Source organism: Acidobacteriota bacterium (assembly GCA_012729555.1).
GTDB lineage: Bacteria > Acidobacteriota > UBA6911 > UBA6911 > UBA6911 > UBA6911.
The window spans coordinates 26,411-42,632 of record JAAYCX010000059.1 but is presented as its reverse complement, the minus strand read 5'-3'; the positions used below and the strand labels follow the sequence as shown (position 1 = coordinate 42,632).

15 protein-coding genes and 1 pseudogene are annotated in these 16,222 nt (G+C 62.0%); 9 read left to right on the top strand and 7 right to left on the bottom strand.

What is annotated here, in order from left to right:
- Positions 1 to 12: 12 nt before the first annotated feature.
- Positions 13 to 621 carry a sigma-70 family RNA polymerase sigma factor gene (locus GXY47_11560; protein NLV31775.1) on the bottom strand — a complete coding sequence of 203 codons (609 nt, stop codon included), beginning with the start codon at positions 619 to 621 and terminating at the stop codon, positions 13 to 15.
- 278 nt (positions 622 to 899) lie between these two features.
- On the opposite strand from GXY47_11560, the gene GXY47_11555 reads away from it, so the two are divergent.
- The 8 genes and pseudogenes from GXY47_11555 (at position 900) to GXY47_11520 (ending at position 10,444) form a co-directional block, all read left to right on the top strand.
- A complete protein-coding gene (locus GXY47_11555; protein NLV31774.1) occupies positions 900 to 1,307 on the top strand; it encodes a DUF4332 domain-containing protein in 408 nt (135 codons plus the stop codon).
- Positions 1,308 to 1,392: 85 nt separating this feature from the next.
- Positions 1,393 to 2,559 carry a DUF937 domain-containing protein gene (locus GXY47_11550; GenBank protein ID NLV31773.1) on the top strand — a complete coding sequence of 389 codons (1,167 nt, stop codon included), beginning with the start codon at positions 1,393 to 1,395 and terminating at the stop codon, positions 2,557 to 2,559.
- Positions 2,560 to 2,640: 81 nt separating this feature from the next.
- A complete protein-coding gene (locus GXY47_11545; protein NLV31772.1) occupies positions 2,641 to 2,928 on the top strand; it encodes a hypothetical protein in 288 nt (95 codons plus the stop codon).
- A 116-nt stretch (positions 2,929 to 3,044) separates the two neighbouring features.
- Complete coding sequence (locus GXY47_11540; GenBank protein NLV31771.1) at positions 3,045 to 3,773, top strand: PEP-CTERM sorting domain-containing protein; 729 nt, start codon at positions 3,045 to 3,047, stop codon at positions 3,771 to 3,773.
- Positions 3,774 to 4,216: 443 nt separating this feature from the next.
- Positions 4,217 to 4,519, top strand: a complete 303-nt coding sequence (locus GXY47_11535) for a hypothetical protein (GenBank protein ID NLV31770.1) — start codon at positions 4,217 to 4,219, stop codon at positions 4,517 to 4,519.
- Positions 4,520 to 4,537: 18 nt separating this feature from the next.
- Positions 4,538 to 5,047: pseudogene (locus GXY47_11530) on the top strand (N-acetyltransferase).
- A 9-nt stretch (positions 5,048 to 5,056) separates the two neighbouring features.
- On the top strand, positions 5,057 to 5,659 hold the full coding sequence (locus GXY47_11525; GenBank protein ID NLV31769.1) for a GrpB family protein: 603 nt from the start codon (positions 5,057 to 5,059) through the stop codon (positions 5,657 to 5,659).
- A 408-nt stretch (positions 5,660 to 6,067) separates the two neighbouring features.
- Entirely contained in the window at positions 6,068 to 10,444 is a 4,377-nt protein-coding gene (locus GXY47_11520; GenBank protein ID NLV31768.1) for a hypothetical protein, read from the top strand.
- Positions 10,445 to 10,486: 42 nt separating this feature from the next.
- On the opposite strand, the gene GXY47_11515 is transcribed toward GXY47_11520, so the two are convergent.
- The 3 genes from GXY47_11515 to GXY47_11505 form a co-directional block, all read right to left on the bottom strand.
- The gene (locus GXY47_11515; protein ID NLV31767.1) at positions 10,487 to 10,954 is read right to left on the bottom strand and encodes a nucleoside deaminase; all 468 of its coding nucleotides are present in this window, start codon (positions 10,952 to 10,954) and stop codon (positions 10,487 to 10,489) included.
- Positions 10,955 to 11,093: 139 nt separating this feature from the next.
- Entirely contained in the window at positions 11,094 to 12,365 is a 1,272-nt protein-coding gene (locus tag GXY47_11510; protein NLV31766.1) for a WD40 repeat domain-containing protein, read from the bottom strand.
- A 146-nt stretch (positions 12,366 to 12,511) separates the two neighbouring features.
- On the bottom strand, positions 12,512 to 12,943 hold the full coding sequence (locus tag GXY47_11505; protein ID NLV31765.1) for a hypothetical protein: 432 nt from the start codon (positions 12,941 to 12,943) through the stop codon (positions 12,512 to 12,514).
- A gap of 166 nt (positions 12,944 to 13,109) precedes the next feature.
- Between GXY47_11505 and GXY47_11500 the strand changes: the two genes are divergently transcribed.
- Complete coding sequence (locus GXY47_11500; GenBank protein ID NLV31764.1) at positions 13,110 to 13,613, top strand: hypothetical protein; 504 nt, start codon at positions 13,110 to 13,112, stop codon at positions 13,611 to 13,613.
- A 21-nt stretch (positions 13,614 to 13,634) separates the two neighbouring features.
- Here the strand turns inward: GXY47_11500 and GXY47_11495 are convergent, their stop codons facing one another.
- From GXY47_11495 to GXY47_11485, 3 genes are all read right to left on the bottom strand, one after another.
- A complete protein-coding gene (locus GXY47_11495; GenBank protein NLV31763.1) occupies positions 13,635 to 14,381 on the bottom strand; it encodes a DUF169 domain-containing protein in 747 nt (248 codons plus the stop codon).
- 75 nt (positions 14,382 to 14,456) lie between these two features.
- Positions 14,457 to 15,221: a hypothetical protein gene (locus tag GXY47_11490; protein NLV31762.1), complete on the bottom strand. Its 765-nt coding sequence runs from the start codon at positions 15,219 to 15,221 to the stop codon at positions 14,457 to 14,459.
- The gene (locus GXY47_11485; protein NLV31761.1) at positions 15,218 to 16,216 is read right to left on the bottom strand and encodes an ATP-grasp domain-containing protein; all 999 of its coding nucleotides are present in this window, start codon (positions 16,214 to 16,216) and stop codon (positions 15,218 to 15,220) included. Before GXY47_11485 ends, GXY47_11490 begins: the two co-directional genes overlap by 4 nt.
- Positions 16,217 to 16,222: the final 6 nt, after the last annotated feature.

The window sequence follows — 16,222 nt, the reverse complement described above, 5'->3', positions numbered from 1 at the left end:
TCCTGAAACCGGTCAATGTTGATGGCGGACGAACGCGGGATCCATCCCCCCGTTCAACTCTCGGAACCTGCGCCGGAACTCTTCGCGCCCCCGCTTGATCCGCATCTTTACCGCGGCCAGGCTGATGCCCATCGCCCCGGCCACCTCCTCGTAGGACATCTGGTCCATGTCCCGGAGGATCACGGCGATCCGGAGACTGTCGGGCATCGCGTCGAGGACCTGGACGATGCGCTCCCGCTGCCCGGCGGAGATCAGGGCCCGCTCCGCTTCCGGCTGTCGCACCAGCTCGACCGGGGTCCGGGTTTGCATGTCCTCGATATCGACGAAGGTCTTCCCGCGCTGCTTCTTCAGGTAGTTGAAACAATGGTTGATCTTGATGCGCTGCAGCCAGGTGCTGAAAGCCGAACGCCCCTCGTAACGCGCGAGCCCGAAATAGGCCTTCACGAACACTTCCTGGGCCAGGTCCTCGGCGGAGTCGGGGCTATGCGTCAGGAAGCGGCAATTGGCGATCACCTTTTTCTGGTAGCGGCGCACCAGCTGTTCGAACGCGCGGTAATCCCCCTCGCCGGCCCTGCGCGCGCTCTCCAGCAGCTCCTGCTCGGGCTTTGACGAATCGCTCACACCAGCCCCCCGTATGGTCGGGCTCAGGATACTAGGGGGGGTGCCGCCGGTCAACGCATTATGCATCCCGCTGGGCCTTTCCCTCCCGGCCGTTGCCCGCCACCCTTGCTTGGACCGCCCCGCTCCGGGCAAGTCACATCATGGATCCGAAATTTTCGTGTGACTTTCCATGGACCGGCCGGTCTAAACCAGCAGGAGGCGCGGATATCGTCGGACCTCATTCATTCAGGCTTATGCGAAACGGCGCCGCACGGCGCCCCGCTCTGGAGGATCGTGATATGGCATACAAGATTGAACAGATCGAAGGGATCGGGCCGGTTTTTGCGCTCAAGCTGACCGAGGCGGGGGTGAACACGACGTCGTCCCTGCTGGAGTCGTGCGGGAGCCCGAAGGACCGCCAAGCGCTGAGTTCCAGGACCGGCATCAGTGCCGAGCAGCTGCTGAAGTGGGCCAACCACGCCGACCTGATGCGGATTTCGGGAATAGGGCGCCAGTTTGCCGAGCTCCTGGAGGCGTCCGGCGTGGACACGGTGATGGAGCTGAAACACCGCGTGCCCGAAAACCTCGCCGCCAGGATGGCCGAGGTCAACGCCCGGAAGCGGCTTTGCCGCGTTTCGCCGGGAGCGGCCGCGGTGTCGAAATGGATCGCGCAGGCGGCCCGCCTGGAGGCGGCCATCCGTTATTAGGGCAGCATGAAGCCGATCGGGCCCCCTGCCCGGAAAAACCGGGAGGGGGCCGGACCGAGCCGATTCAGCCAGGGAGGGCTATGTAATGGCGGTGAACATTGTCGAATTATTGAAGAATGAATTCAGCGAAGAGGTCGTGGGCAAGCTCGTCGCGTTCATCGGTCTCGATGCGGACAAGATCCAATCCGGGTTGAGCGCCATATTCCCCGCGCTCCTGGGGGCACTGGTGAACAAGGGCTCCACCTCCCAGGGGGCTTCCGAGATCCTCGACATGATTCGGAAAGGGGGGTACGGCGCCGACACCCTGAAGGGGTTGTCCTCGGCGTTTTCGGGCGGCGAGGCCACCAGGGAGATGATGGCTTCGGGGGCGGGCCTGCTTGACGGGATCCTGGGCACCCGGGGTCCCAGGGTGCTCGACTGGATCGCGGGAGCCGGGGGGCTGGGCAAGGAGGCGGCCGCTTCGCTCACGCGCCTGGTCGCCCCCGCCGTTCTGGGGCTGCTGGGAAAACGGGTCCAGAGTTCCAACCTCGACGCCACGGGGCTCGGCAGCCTCCTGGCCGGACAGGCGGGATTTTTGAAGGACCTCATCCCCGCAGGACTGAGCGGCGCCCTGGGGATGACGGCTTTCGCCCCGCCGGAGCCGCCCGAGCACCCGGAGCCTTCCGTCTGGAAATGGCTCATCCCCCTCCTCATTCTGGCCGGCATCCTCTATTTCGCGTTCAAGAGCTGCGCCCCCGTTCGGGATTCGGCGGAAAAGGGCGCGGCCGGGATCGGCGAGGCCGTAGACAGACTGGGCAGATTCCTGATGGTCCGGCTCCCCTCCGGGATCGAGCTCAACGTCCCCGAGTTCGGCGTCGAGAAGAAACTGGTCGATTTCATCGAGGACACGGCGAGGCCCCTCGACGAGACGACCTGGTTCACCTTCGACCGGCTGGAATTCGAGACGGGGAGCGCGACACTCAAGCCTTCCTCGGCCGAACAGCTCAAAAACATCGTGGAGATCCTGAAAGCCTACCCGGCGACAAGGCTGAAGATCGGAGGGTACACCGACAATACCGGGGACCCGGTCTCGAACCTCGAACTTTCCCAGCGCCGGGCGGAAAACACCATGCAGGAGATGATCCGGATGGGGATCGACCCGGTGCGGCTGCAGGCTGAAGGGTATGGCGAAAGCTACCCGGTCGCAGACAACGCCACCGAAGAGGGCCGGCAGAACAACCGGAGAATCGACCTGAGAGTCACCGCAAAATAGTCGGCGCGCGGCGCGCGTCCCGGACCGGAGGCGCGCCGCACCGCCATGGACCCACAACCACAAGGAACCGGGAGGAAGACCATGGGCAATCTGTTACCTTTGATCGTTCAGCTGATTTGCGGGGCCGTGGGCGGCAACGTCGCCGGCTCGGTCATGAAGAAATATTCCCTGGGGACCCTGGGCAATTCCATCGTCGGCATCCTGGGGGGCGGGCTGGGCGGCCAGCTGCTCGGATTGCTGGGGATGGGCGCGGCCGGCGGCGGCATGGACCTGGGGGGCATCATCGGCAGCATCCTGGGAGGCGGAGTCGGCGGCGGCGTGTTCATGGCCATCATCGGCCTCATCCGCAACGCCCTGGCCAAAAAGTAGGAAAAACCGGGACGTCCCACACGTTTACCATTTTCGGGGCCGGCGCTCGAGGGCGGGGGGCTTGCGGAAATCGGGAACAGGGGGCGTCCCGGAAATCAAGATAAGGGGGAAGGGCAATGAAAAAGGCATGGGCAGTGGCGGTTTTTGCGTCGTTGATTTTTCTCTTCCCCGGCGTCGCGAGTGCCGGAACCATCGGCACCTTCCTGATGTCGGGATCGTGGGACTACCCGTTTCACAGCGTAGCCAATGGAGGCGGAGGATACGCAAACTGGTCCCTGAACTACAGCGTGTCGTTTGACGGCTCGACGCTGGATCCAGTAAATTCGTGGACCGAGTACGAAGCCGGGGAGTACATCCTTGGCGACTATGAAGCCTTCTGCACCCAGGTGTTTGAAAACATATACCCCACTCCGATGGAGTATGCCCTCTATACCATTGATTCGGGCCAGCTGGGTGATCTGGAGCTTGACGTAGCACGATACCTCGCCGCGGCATGGATCGCCGAAAACTACGGCGCGACCCAGAAAGCGGAGGCGCAGCTTGCCATGTGGGAAATCCTCGAGGACGGCGCCGACCAGTTCAATCTGAGCGAAGGTGTCTTCTACGCGCAGGAATACGATCCAGGCACTACGGGGATGATATTCCACGAAGATGCCCAGGCCATTTATGAGGCCTATACGCTCGCAAACCTTTCGGGCTATGTCCCCGGTGCCTCCTGGGTCCTCGCCATCAATAGCGATGGCCAGAACATGATCGTCCAGAACCCCATCCCCGAGCCTTCCACCCTGCTCCTTTTCGGTTTCGGGCTGCTGGGCCTTGTCGGGGCAAGAAGAATGATGAAGTAGGCGTCATAACCGGGACGTCCCGCACGTTTCCCATTCCGGGACCCCCGCTCGAGGGAAAAACCGGGACGTCCCACACGTAGACCATTTCCGGGACCCCCGCTCGAGGGCGGGTCTCCGCGCAATGTCAAGCGTGCGGGATGTCCCATCTTCACGCGAGAAGAATGCAGTGCCATGGAAGCGGCCTCTCCGAGCCGACCTGGGATTGATCCGTCCTTGCGGCCGTTAAAGCAAAACATCAAGAAATATACAGAAACAGCTTATAAATAAAGGGCAATATAGATGTTTGCCCGGCCATCGGCGCGGCAGACGACGGGGCGGGGCAACCTTGCGGTAAGGTTTCTTTACCCAAAAAGAGGGAAAGGGATTACAATATCCCTATCGATCCGATCGCGATTACCACACTGCATGCCCGTACGCGGACATGCATTTCAAGGAGGTCGCCCATGGCACGCCCGATCTATAAAGTCTACCTGTTCAAGCCGACCGAAGCCTGGTACCAGCTTCCCGACGACAAGAAGGACAATCTCAGGAAGCAACTGGCCAAAGCGCTCAAGAAGGTGGGGGGGAAGGAAATCGTCGAGTGCTTCTCGGGGTGGAATTCCGAACAGTACCTGGGCTGGGGGGTCGAGAGGTTCCCGAACATCGAAGCGGTGCAGAAGTTTCACACCCTGCTCGTCGACCTGGACTGGTTCCGGTACTCCGAAAGCAACAGCTACCTGGGGACCGAAGTTCCCAAAACCCGTTAGCCGGGTCGCGGTTTTTTAATGAAGCGGGATGACGCCACCGTCAGGGACGAAACCGCCGCCGACGTGGGCGCCATTGCCGGCGTGACCGAAGCGGCGTTCCGGACCCTGGCCCTCAGCCGTCACACGGAACACTTCATCATCGCGGTGCTGCGCGCGGTCGATGCGCTCACCCTCTCGCTCGTGGCGGAGGAGGCCGGGTGCGTGGTGGGCCATATCGCCTTCTCCCCGGTGATCGTCTCCGACGGGACCCCGGGCTGGTACGGCCTCGGCCCGGTGTCGGTCCTGCCCGAAAGGCAGGGGCGGGGAATCGGTGGCAGCCTGATCAAGGGGGGGCTCGCACGCCTCGGCGCCCTGGGCGCCCGCGGCTGCTGCCTGGTGGGGCACCCGGACTACTACCCCCGCTTCGGGTTCCGCAACGCGGAAGGGCTCGGGGTCGACGGGGTCCCTCCCGAAGCCTTCTTCGTCCTCCCCTTCGACGGCCCTGTCCCGCGCGGGACCGTCCGTTTTCACGAAGCCTTCGGCGCCGACGCCCGGCGGGTGAGAGACATCGTCCGCCACCATGACCCCGTACCCGGGGTGAATCCCTGGGTGCACGGCGGACCGCGCGAGGAGAAGATCGAAGTCGTCCCTTACGATCCCGGCTGGCCCGCCCTGTTCGAGCGCCTCGCCGGGGATATCCGGGCCGCGCTCGGCGGGGCCGCGCTCGCCCTAGAGCACGTCGGCTCCACGGCCGTTCCCGGCCTCGAGGCCAAACCCGTCATCGACATCGACCTGGCGGTCGAGGACCCGGACCGGGAGGACGCTTACGTGCCGCGCCTCGAGAAGATCGGCTACGACCTCACCATCCGGGAGCCCCACTGGCACCGGCATCGCTGTTTCCGGCTCGACGCCCCTCGGGCCAACCTCCACGTCTTTGCACCCGGCTGCCCGGAAACGGTGCGCCACCTCCTCTTTCGCAACCGGCTGCGGCGGTACCCGGATGAGCGGGAGCTGTACGCGCGCGCCAAGCGCGCCGCCGGCCCCGGCGCCCGCTCGGTGGAGGAATACAACCGGGCGAAGCAGGCCGTGATCCGGGAGATCTACGACCGCGCCTTCCGCGCGGCCGGGCTGATTTTGGGCCCAGGCGACGATCGCGTATAAAAGACGGCACGGCCGCGCCGTCAGCCCCTACCAAAGAATTAGGAATTGTAATATTTATTGATAAAAGCCTATGCAGAGCCCTGCATTTTGGTGTAGGATGGCGCCTGATCCGTAAAAATGGCAACATCGGATGTCTTAATCCCTAAATAGCTCATGTGGAATATGTTATGAGATCCAAGCAGGGATAAGCATGATCCAGCAGCCTCATTGTCCCGACTGTTCTTTTGAACTGTTCCGTTGCGCGGGGACTCCGCCGCATCCGGCATGTGCGCATCTGTGCCGCCACGGTTTGCAGGAAGCCCCCTCCGCGGACCATCTCGTACCCGGCGGAATAATCAGAATCTGCCCATCCCATCGACAACCCATTGCCGCCCCAGCCATAATTTTTTCAGCAGGGAGAACGATCCAATGAACCCAGCACCCGTAACCCGAGCGCTCGCCATCGTCCGCGCATGCATCGCCTTATGCCTGTGCAATATCCCCGTGGTTTCCGCGGGAACCATTACAATTGATGAATACAATTCACCTATTCAAGACGTTTTTCCTCCGCCGCCTCCGCCATATGTGGTCGAAATTGTGGAGGGCGCGGTTGTTGAACGGAATGTTTATGGACATCCCATCGATGACCCAACCATTGGAAATACCATAAACATTTCCGGGGGCAGTATAAGGGTTAACGTCTACGGAGGAAAGTATTCTGGCGATGTCACCGGCAGCAACATTATAAATGTTTCTGGAGGTGCGATAGGTAATGATGTCTACGGGGTATACACAACATCGGGACATATTCAGGACAGCACCGAAGTTCACATAAGTGGTGGTACCATCGGTGGCGGCGTGTATGGCGCTTATGCCGAACAATCGGGAAATGTCACCGAAAACTCCATTTTAATCGAAGATGATCTGTCCATTATTGGTGGAACCACCATAAATTCGGCCTATGGTGCCTACACGGATTTGGGAAATGCGATTGATAACAGCATAGTGGTAAAGAGCGGTACAGTCGGCAACGCCTACAGCGGCTACAGCGCCCTCGGGGATGTGTGGGAGAATGTATTCACATTCGATGGAGGTACGCTCAATAGCATCGCAGCGGGATATACGGTCCTGGGTGAATCTTGGGGGAATCTGGTCAACCTGACTGCAGACACCGGTACTATCAACGGTGATGTCTCGGGCGGATATTCTGTCTCGGCGGGTGGGGTCGCCAGAGAAAATCAGGTAGTCATCGATTTCGGCGGAACCTCAAACGGCATGATCTCTGGCGGCCGCAGCGATTTTGGCGATACCAGGGGAAATACCGTCATCCTGCAAAGTGGCAATGTCAGCGGCATAACAGGAGGTCGTTCCGACCATGGTCGAACAACGGATAACTCGGTCGCAATTGAAGGTGGTTTCGCCCAGACCGTTTATGGCGGATACACGGTGGATGGAATCGTCGAAAACAATTCCGTCTCCATAAACGGGAGCACTGCGATTGTCGGCACAGTTGCAGGTGGCTTCAATGATTTAGGGCATGTGTCCGATAACAGCGTCACGATTGAGAATGTCAAGGGCGTGACCAGTATCTACGGCGGACAATCAAACCAAGGAGACGCCTTATCTAACCTCATCACGGTTGAAAACGGAAATTTCACCGGGGGAACTCTCTCGGGTGGTGGCAGCATGGTTTCCGGCAACGCCACTGATAACCAAGTGGTTATTAACGGCGGAATCGGCGTTGTGGATAACGCTTACGGCGGAACTGCGATTGACGGCGATGTAACGGAGAACCACGTTCTCATCAGCACTGATACGCTCAATATCGCTACCGCTACTGGAGGGTATAGCTCCGAAGGCATGTCGAGTAATAACACCGTTACCGTTGAGGGAGGGCGAATCGCAAACGCCTATGGCGGAGCCTCAGGATTTGGTGATGCCGCTGATAATGGTGTGAATGTAAGTGATAGCAGATTGACGGGCGGAACGATCACAGGGGGTGCCAGCCGGGAGTCCGGCAATACCCACGGCAACAGTGTTTTGATCGAGGGCAACAGCAGCGGCAACGCCGGTAATATATATGGGGGTTGGACAAAACTGGGGGACGCTGCGGATAACGATATTGATATCAATGCTGGTAGCGCTGGGGCCGGTACGGTCGCAGGGGGATACAGCGAATCGGGCACGGCTACAGGGAACGACGTCAGGATCAGCAGCTCCGGCGAATTCTCAAGCATTTATGGGGGCATCGCGGGAGAAGGGGACACGGTAGGCAATACCGTCGAGATCTCCAGCAGTGGTGTGAGAAATGTATACGGCAGTTATACCGAATCGGGGAACGCCGCCGGCACGGTGATGATCACTGGCGGCCGGTTCAACGGCGGAACGGTTGCGGGCGCCTACACCGAGGCGGACGGTAACGCCGACAGCAACGAGGTTACCATCACTGATGCGAGTGCAGCATCGGGTGTAACGAACGTTTATGGTGGACATGCAGCCGTTGGCACGGCTAATGACAATAGCGTTTCCATAACGGGCAATGCGTTTTCGGGTGCCACCATTGCTGGAGGCTATTCCGAACTCGGCGCCACGACGGATAACAGTGTCAACATAACGGGAAGCACGGTCCGTAATGTTTATGGCAGCTATACGGAATCGGGCGTTGCGGCTGGAAGCGTGGCCATTGCGGGCGGCCAATTCGCTGGCGGTACGATCGCGGGTGCCTACAGTGCTGCGGGAGGCAGCGCGGATGGCAATTCGGTTTCCATCACGGATGCCAGGACTGCCTCAGGCACCACGCACGTCTATGGCGGCTATGCTGGAGACGGGACCGCAAACGACAACGCCGTTGTCGTGGAGGGGAATGCTTTCTCGGGCGGTACCATTGCCGGGGGATACAGTGCATTGGGTACCGCCACCGGCAACAGTGTAGACGTAATAGGCGGCACGGTTCGCAACGTGTACGGTAGCTACGCCGGACACGGGAGTGCGACGGGGACGGTGGAAATCACCGACGGCCAGTTTGCGGGGGGCACGATCGCAGGCGCCTACAGTCTCGCGGCCGGCAGTGCCGACGGAAACACCGTCGCCATCACCGGGGCCCGTGGCGCCATGGGCACCACACATGTTTATGGTGGATACGCCGCCGAAGGGAGCGCTGCTGGAAACAGCGTCTCCATAACAGGGAGCGCGTTCTCGGGCGGCACTGTGGCCGGTGGGTACAGCGAATCCGGCAGCGCTGGCAACAACAGCCTCGTGATCGACAGCAACGGGACGTTCGGCAGTGCATACGGTGGAAGGGCGGGGAATGGTGCCGCCAGCGGAAACTGGCTCGAGCTTGCGGCCGGTCGATACAGCGGCACGATTGCGGGCGGATATAGCCTCTCAGGTTCGGCCACCGGAAACACCGTTACCATCGGAGAGGGTGCCATCTTCAATGCCGGTGTCCTGCTCTACGGCGGCTGGTCTGGTAACGGGATGGACAGCCGCAGCGGGAACACGCTGAACCTGAGAAGCCCTGTCAGTGTGAGGGGTCTCGACAATTTCGAAAATTACAATTTTATCGTCCCCCCCGAGATGGTGGCGGGAGACACTTTCATAACGGTGACTGCGGGGAATGGCGAAGCCGGCCCGGTACACCTCGGCGGTACCCAGGTGATGGTGGGATTGGAGCAGCCCAACACCAATCTGAAGGCCGGCGACAGCATCGTCCTCATCGATGAAAGAGGAGGTTTCGGCTTTGACGGGACTCCGGCCAATGCTACCAGCAACGGGGCTACGGTCGGGTTGCTCGATTACGAATTCGACCTGTCGGTGGTTCAGGATCAGTTGCTGGCGAGTATCACTGAGGCCCACGGGAGCGAGGCCGCAACATCCCTGTCGGAAGGGTTTGTCAGCGGCGTCGTCCTGAACAACCTGGGAGCCGATGCCATCGCCGGCCCGGCCATGGACAGCGCCCTGTCATCGGTTCATGCCGGTGCGAAAACGGGTCTGGGCGGATTCGGTTCGCTCGTGGCCGGGAAATCCCGCCACAAGACGGGATCCTATGTAGATATGTTGGGGGTCTCCGCGGCGGCGGGTCTTGCTTACGGGATTAACTACGACGAAAGATACATCACGATGGGGCCATTTCTGGAGTATGGCAAGGGCGATTACGATACCCTCAATCAGGACGGTGAGCGGGAAATCCGGGGGAGCGGCGACTCCGAGTACATGGGCGGCGGCTTTCTTCTTCGCTGGGACGAAAAGGATGCCGGTATGGGGCGGTACTTTGCGGAAGCCTCCTTCCGGGTTGGACGGTTGACCAACGACTTCTCCAGCAGCGATATCCATCCGGAATCGGAACAACCGACATCCTATGACTCCTCGGCGGTCTATTACGGTATGCACTTCGGTTACGGCGGAGCCTGGAAGCTCAGTGAACGGACCGGGCTCGATGTTTACGGAAAGTACTTTTACTCGCGCGGGGAGAGCGACGCTGTGGCTCTGTCGAGCGGGGAGCCGATCCATTTTGACGAGGTGACGTCCCATCGGTTGCGGGGCGGCGCACGCTTATCGCTCAGGGCGGGGCAGCGCACGACCCTGTTCTTCGGCGGCGCCTACGAGCACCAGCTGGACGGCTGGGTGGACGCCACCGTCGCTTCCTACGTCATCGACGCCCCCACCCTCAAGGGGGGCACCGGCATAGGCGAATTCATCCTCTCCTACAAGCCCTCAGCAACCGGACAGACTTCCATCAACGTGGGCGTCCAGGGTTTCGGCGGCAAGCGCGAGGGCGTGGCGGGGAATATTTTCGTCAGGTTCTGATCGAGGGCCGGGCCGCGCTTGGCGCGGCCCGGCAGCAGCTGGTCAGTACATCACCTTATCGCCGTTGCGTTCCCATTCTTCGAAGAGATCCCGGGCCTCGGGCAGTTCCATGTGCTCCAGTGCGACGCTTCGGGCCGCAGGGGGCAGGGCGAGTTCGTCGTAGATGAAGCGGTCTCCGAACCCGATCCTTTCGGCGTCGTTTCGGTCCGCGCTGTAATAGACGGTCCTGATGCCGGCCCAGTAGATGGCGGCCAGGCACATCGGGCAGGGCTCGCAGCTGGCATAGAGGACGGCGTCCGGCAGGTGGAAATGGCCGGCGGTTTGGCAGGCCTCGCGGATGGCGACTATTTCGGCGTGGGCCGTGGGGTCGTTGGTGGAGGTCACCCGGTTGCAACCGGAGCCGATGATTTTCCCGTCCCGCACGATCACCGCGCCGAACGGCCCCCCCTGTCTCGTGCGCATCCCCTCAAAAGCCAGGTCGATGGCCTTGCGCAAAAATTTCCCGTTCATTTTCCTTCCAGTTCCGATGTCCCATGAACGGGGATCGTGACGCCCTTGAGCTGAAAAATCCCCATTTGATGAGATGCAGTATACAACGTTCCGCCGCCATGCGGCGTATCGCAGAGAGTGCGGGACGGATCACGATAGATCATCGGGGAGGAGCGATGTTTGCCGGCCCGTCCCCGATCGGGTAGACGTCGCCACCAATCATGATATAGGTGCCCCGGCGGCTCAGGCGGATATCCTTGGCGATGGAGGCGTGTGGAATGTCCGGGGTGGTGAAGATCTCCTCCCAGGTTTGGCTGCTCCAGACCGTGATCGTATGGTCGATCGGGGCCGCCACGAAGGAGAGGCCCTCATAATCGAAAACGGGCCGACTTTTTCCCGTATATGCCAGGAACCGTTTGCCGTCGCCGGAAGAGTGGACGAAGTAGCGAACGCCCCCACCTCTCCCGGATAGCGTTCTTACGAGTGTGCCTTTTGCGATGTCGAAAACATGAAGTGCGGGTTGGCGATTGAAGACCAGACCTCGGTCTCGATTTTCTACGGTCAGGATGCGATCGCCGGAAATGAAGGCCACGCTTGCCGCAACCAGGCTGGAAGCGATCGTTATCCTCAATTCCCGGGACCCGACATCGAGCACCAGGATGTCCGCTTTTGGGGATTCGTGCGGGACGGCCAGGGCAAGCATCGCCCCATCAGGACTCCACGCGAGTCCGTTGGTTGAATGGATGTTGCCGGCCGACGGCATTTCCCAGCTGTGAAAGTGGTTGCCTGTCGAAAGATCGTACACGTCGATTCTTCCATAGGAATACTCTCGGTTCCAGAGGACCGCGATCCGGTCGGTCGCCGGCGAAACCTCCGCTGACAGCAGGCGCGGTTTGAATTCCAGGATTCCCTTTGTGGCGCTGCGCACGCTCGAAGAGGGCGCGGTCAGGCGAAACGTCCTGACAGGCTTCAGGCCCTGCGTCCCGAGAATGTGTACCATGGTGCCCGCCAGGACGACCATTTCGCGGCCGGTGGAGGAGAACCACACCCTCCCGTGCCGGGGGGACGAGCCGTCGGCCCCCATTCCGCCACCGGCTCCCTCGAGCTCCGTTTCCTTAAGCATTGTTTTCTGCCCGAAATCCCAGAGCTGGATCGTTTCCAGGTATCGCGGTTCGGGTCCCGTGGGGAAGTCGGCGCGGACGCAGTGGGCGGCCAGCAGGCGTTCGTCCGGCGAGAGGTCGGCAGAATCACAATGTTCCGGCGCCACGAAGAGGGGGGGCCAGGTGCTCGGCGCAGAGCCTCCTTTGTCAATGCCTTTCATCTCCCGGGAAAAGACTTTTTCTCCACAGGAAAAACTAAAGAAAGATAACGGGATCAGCAGAAGAGAAAGTGCGGCCAGCCTCCAGCCGCTCTGCGGAATCTGCGGGTTCATCACACCTCCTCGGGGAAATGGGTCGTATCGAATCATGATGAAGTGCGTATTTGGCGGGCAAAACGGCTCAGGAAATATGGGGTGCCGGGGACGCATGACAATAAATCGACATGGATGAGCGACATATCTGGTCCGTCCCCGATTCGTCAGTGTCGGACGAGCGCCGCGAACTTTCTCAGCCACGGCCTCAATCTCGCGAAGACCCAATAGGCGAAAAGGAATAGGAGGATCTCCGCGAGGTAGAGGGCTTCCCATCTCCGGTCATCGACTTCCGGCGGGAATGTGCGCAGGGCCAGGATCGTTACGCCTACATGGCAGGAAAGAAGGCACGCCAGGCAGACCCGGAATGTTTTCGTTCTCCAGTGTTGCCGGAACTCGAAGACGCCCGCGGTGAAAATCATGGCCGCGAGGGAGAAGGGCCACAGATACCTGTCCGGGGTTCCCGCGAACCTGAACACCGCCGCGAAGAGAATGAAAACGACCGCGAAAACGGGGAGGAAAAGGATCCCGCGCAGGCGGTGGCTGGAAATCAGGTATCGGACCAGCCGGTCGAGGGTTCGGTTATCGTTAGTGATCATCTGTGGTTCACTGTCCCGGATCGTTATCCCGCATGATCTGACCGCCCGGAGATTATAGGATCTGTGCCCGTCACCGGACAAAAGAATTCGGGGTGAAATTCCGGCCTGCTATCATGGATTCCAGACGGCGCAGGGGAAATCGGACGTACCACGAAAAGGAGGCACCATGTATCGCAGAATCGAGGACTTCATCGGCGACTGGGAAACCGAATCGGGACTCACGCAAAAGCTGTTCGACGCCCTCACCGACTCCTCGATCGGGCAGGCGGTCGCGGACGGGCACCGCACGCTGGGCCGCATCGCGTGGCATATCGTGACCACGATTCCCGAGATGATGGCGAAAACGGGGCTCAGGCTGGAGGCGGTGGAGGCGGACGCGCCGGTGCCGGCGGCGGCCGCCGCCATCAGGGAGGCGTACGCGGCGGCGGCGGCGGAGCTGCTCGAGCGGGTGAGGTCCGGCTGGAACGACCGGACCCTGGCGGTCGAGGACGAGATGTACGGGGAGAAGTGGGCGCGCGGGAGCAGCGCGCGCGTCCTCGTCGATCACCAGGCGCACCACCGGGGCCAGATGACGGTCCTGATGCGCCAGGCGGGGCTCCGGGTCCCGGGAGTCTACGGCCCGTCGAAAGAGGAATGGGCCGATTTCGGAGCCCCGGCCCCGGAGGTGTGACCCGCCTGGTGGACGGGAGAATCAGGGGAGCCGGTCTTTGATTTTCCGCCAGGACTCGGTGATCAGGAAGCTCTCGTCCATGTCCGCGACCATCCGCTCGAACTTCCCGATCGGAACGGAGAAGGTCAGGGTGTCGGGGGCGACCCCGGGACGGGCCGAGACGTCGAACATCCCCAGCACCGCGCGCGGATGATCGGAGGCGCCTTCGATCAGCGGGTACTGGACGATGGTGCTGCAGCCGGCCCCCATGGGGCAATAGACGGCCTGGTTCGTCGGCTCGTCGTAATTGGCGAGGGTGAACAGCCCGGAAAGCACGTCGGGCTTCGCGAAGAAGACGACCACCGCGGGCCGGTCGGTCTCATCGAGCGCGTCCCATCGCTTGAAGACGATGTACCTCGCCGGGGCCGCGAAGGCGGGGGCCTGCGCGAGCCACTCCTTCACGAGTTCGGGCGATTTCTTGTACCGCTCCCCCTCGAGCTTTCCCTCGATCCCGCACGACAGGAAGAATTCAAAGTTCGGCATCAGCGCCCGGCTGAACCCGAGGTAGCGTTTCCCCCCGGGGCAGGCGATCGACCTGGTGTCGAAACCGAGCGTGTTCCCCGCCCGGACGGCGGCGAGCTCGTCGACGAAGCAATGGCGACCGTCGGTGACGCGGTGGAGCGGGGCCGCCCCCGGGTCGTCGGTGTAGAAGAAGACCACGGGAAGCGCGGCGCCCGGAAAGTACCGGTTCCAGCGCTCGGCGAATTGCTGCTTGAGTCCTGGTTTCATGGTCGTGTCCCTCCGATGAGTGCCGCTATTGTATCCGCATGGGCCTTTCGGCGGGTAGGGAAACCCGACGGGCCTTCAGTGGACGCTGAGGTCGGTCCTGGCCATCGTGTACCTCCGGCCGCAGCGCGGGCATTCGATTCCGATCTGCGGCAGGTCGCCGAACAGTTCCCCGCGGTCGCGCTCCGGCATGCCGAGGATCATGTCCAGGATCATCTCATCCGAACAGCGGCACTCGTAGAACAGGACCACCTCGCCCAGTTCCTTGAGGCGCCCGGCGGCCGCCGCGGAATCGAAATAGGGGAGGAGTCCGCCGGGCCCGATCGCCTCCACGGCGTCGAAGTGCCCGCCGGGAAGGGCGTGCACCAGGACGCCGTCCCCGTCCCCGGCGATCTCCAGCCGGACCCTCGTCTGGGCCACTTCCGCGAAATACTGCTCGACCATGCCGCGCGGGCTCGCGGTTTGCGGGCGGATGTGGCTCTGGGTCATCGGCAGTCCCGCCTTCTGGCGCTGAACCATGACGGAGGCCTTCGAGGTCTCGGCCTCGCGCACCCGCACGCACACCATCCCCTCCGGTTCGACCCCGGCGAAAAAACCGGTGTCCATCCCCTCGAAGGTCAGGGACCAGCCCCAGGACTCCCTTTCGGCAAGGGAGAGGGCGCCGAGCGCCGTGGCCGCGAGGAGTTCCCGGACCAGGGGCTCGAGCCCGGTCCGGGGCGGCTCGATAGCGTGGCGCGCGTGGTAGGCGTGCATGCCGGCGATCACGGGGGCGATCCCCCCGCGCACCACCAGCAGGTGGTTCTCCAGGTCCAGAAACCGCTGGTACCGTGCCAGGTGGTTCATGGAGCCTCCCCGATGAGGTCGGTTTTTTTGAGAAGGGTGGCCTCGCTGTATTTCATCATGAAGGTGTCTTCCTCGTACTCTCCCACCGCGCCGGCGTTTTCGCGCCCCGCGATATTGTTCAGGATCAACCTGACGAAATTGACGCCGCACTCGTGGGCGTGGGGATAGCCGCCCCCGAAGCGGGGATTGACGTCGGTGATGAAGTACTCCCCCCCCGATTGCAGGAGGTCGATGTCGACGACGCCCACGAGACCGGACGCGCCGAGGAAAGCGCCGACCAGGTCGAAAAGCGCCTCGTCCCGGACCGAGCGGGACTTGTCCGTTTCCCCCGCCCGCATCCTGAGCTTCTCCTTGGCGAAGATCGCCGCCGGCTTGCGCGACAGCAGGTCGACGTACGCGTCCACCCCGAATTCCCGCCCCTCGATGAACTCCTCGATCATCAGGTCAGCGTGGAGGCGGAAGCAGAGGTCGACATCCTCCCGGCATACGGCCCTGCCCGTGTTCAGGCTCGCGCTTCCGCGCCGCGGCTTCACCATCACCGGGTAGCGCACGACTCCCGCCTCCTCGTCGCGGTAGAACGTCTCCCGGTCCACGTAGTGCCGGACCACGCTGAAGCCGTGGCGCTTCAAAAAGCGGTACATGGCATACTTGTCCATGCACCGCTCGACCTCTTCGGCCCCCGAGACCAGGGGCACGGCGCCGGTTTCCAGGAGGTCCCGCCGGTGGGCCGCCAGGACCTGCTGCTCGGGGTCTATGAGCGACAGGACGCATTTTACCCCGCAGTCCCTGCAGATCGCCAGGAGGGCCTCCAGGTAGGCCCCGCTGCCGACGGGGGGCACCACGAAGCTGCGGTCGGCGGCGTAGAGGGCGGGCGCCAGGGGGCTGCAGTCGGTGGCGGCCACCATGCCGCGGCCTCCCAGCTCTTTTTTGAAATAATCCACGATCCGGTTGCGGGTGCCGGCGCTCAGGATCAGGACGTTGACGGGGTCGTTCATGAATGG

Excerpts from the sequence above, each read along its gene's own strand:
- GXY47_11545 (NLV31772.1), top strand. The coding sequence starts at position 2,641 with ATGGGCAATCTGTTACCTTTGATCGTTCAGCTGATTTGCGGGGCCGTG.
- GXY47_11540 (NLV31771.1), top strand. The coding sequence starts at position 3,045 with ATGAAAAAGGCATGGGCAGTGGCGGTTTTTGCGTCGTTGATTTTTCTC.
- GXY47_11555 (NLV31774.1), top strand. The coding sequence starts at position 900 with ATGGCATACAAGATTGAACAGATCGAAGGGATCGGGCCGGTTTTTGCG.
- GXY47_11535 (NLV31770.1), top strand. The coding sequence starts at position 4,217 with ATGGCACGCCCGATCTATAAAGTCTACCTGTTCAAGCCGACCGAAGCC.
- GXY47_11495 (NLV31763.1), bottom strand. The coding sequence starts at position 14,381 with ATGAAACCAGGACTCAAGCAGCAATTCGCCGAGCGCTGGAACCGGTAC.
- GXY47_11510 (NLV31766.1), bottom strand. The coding sequence starts at position 12,365 with ATGAACCCGCAGATTCCGCAGAGCGGCTGGAGGCTGGCCGCACTTTCT.
- GXY47_11550 (NLV31773.1), top strand. The coding sequence starts at position 1,393 with ATGGCGGTGAACATTGTCGAATTATTGAAGAATGAATTCAGCGAAGAG.
- GXY47_11505 (NLV31765.1), bottom strand. The coding sequence starts at position 12,943 with ATGATCACTAACGATAACCGAACCCTCGACCGGCTGGTCCGATACCTG.
- GXY47_11490 (NLV31762.1), bottom strand. The coding sequence starts at position 15,221 with ATGAACCACCTGGCACGGTACCAGCGGTTTCTGGACCTGGAGAACCAC.
- GXY47_11520 (NLV31768.1), top strand. The coding sequence starts at position 6,068 with ATGAACCCAGCACCCGTAACCCGAGCGCTCGCCATCGTCCGCGCATGC.
- GXY47_11485 (NLV31761.1), bottom strand. The coding sequence starts at position 16,216 with ATGAACGACCCCGTCAACGTCCTGATCCTGAGCGCCGGCACCCGCAAC.
- GXY47_11500 (NLV31764.1), top strand. The coding sequence starts at position 13,110 with ATGTATCGCAGAATCGAGGACTTCATCGGCGACTGGGAAACCGAATCG.
- GXY47_11515 (NLV31767.1), bottom strand. The coding sequence starts at position 10,954 with ATGAACGGGAAATTTTTGCGCAAGGCCATCGACCTGGCTTTTGAGGGG.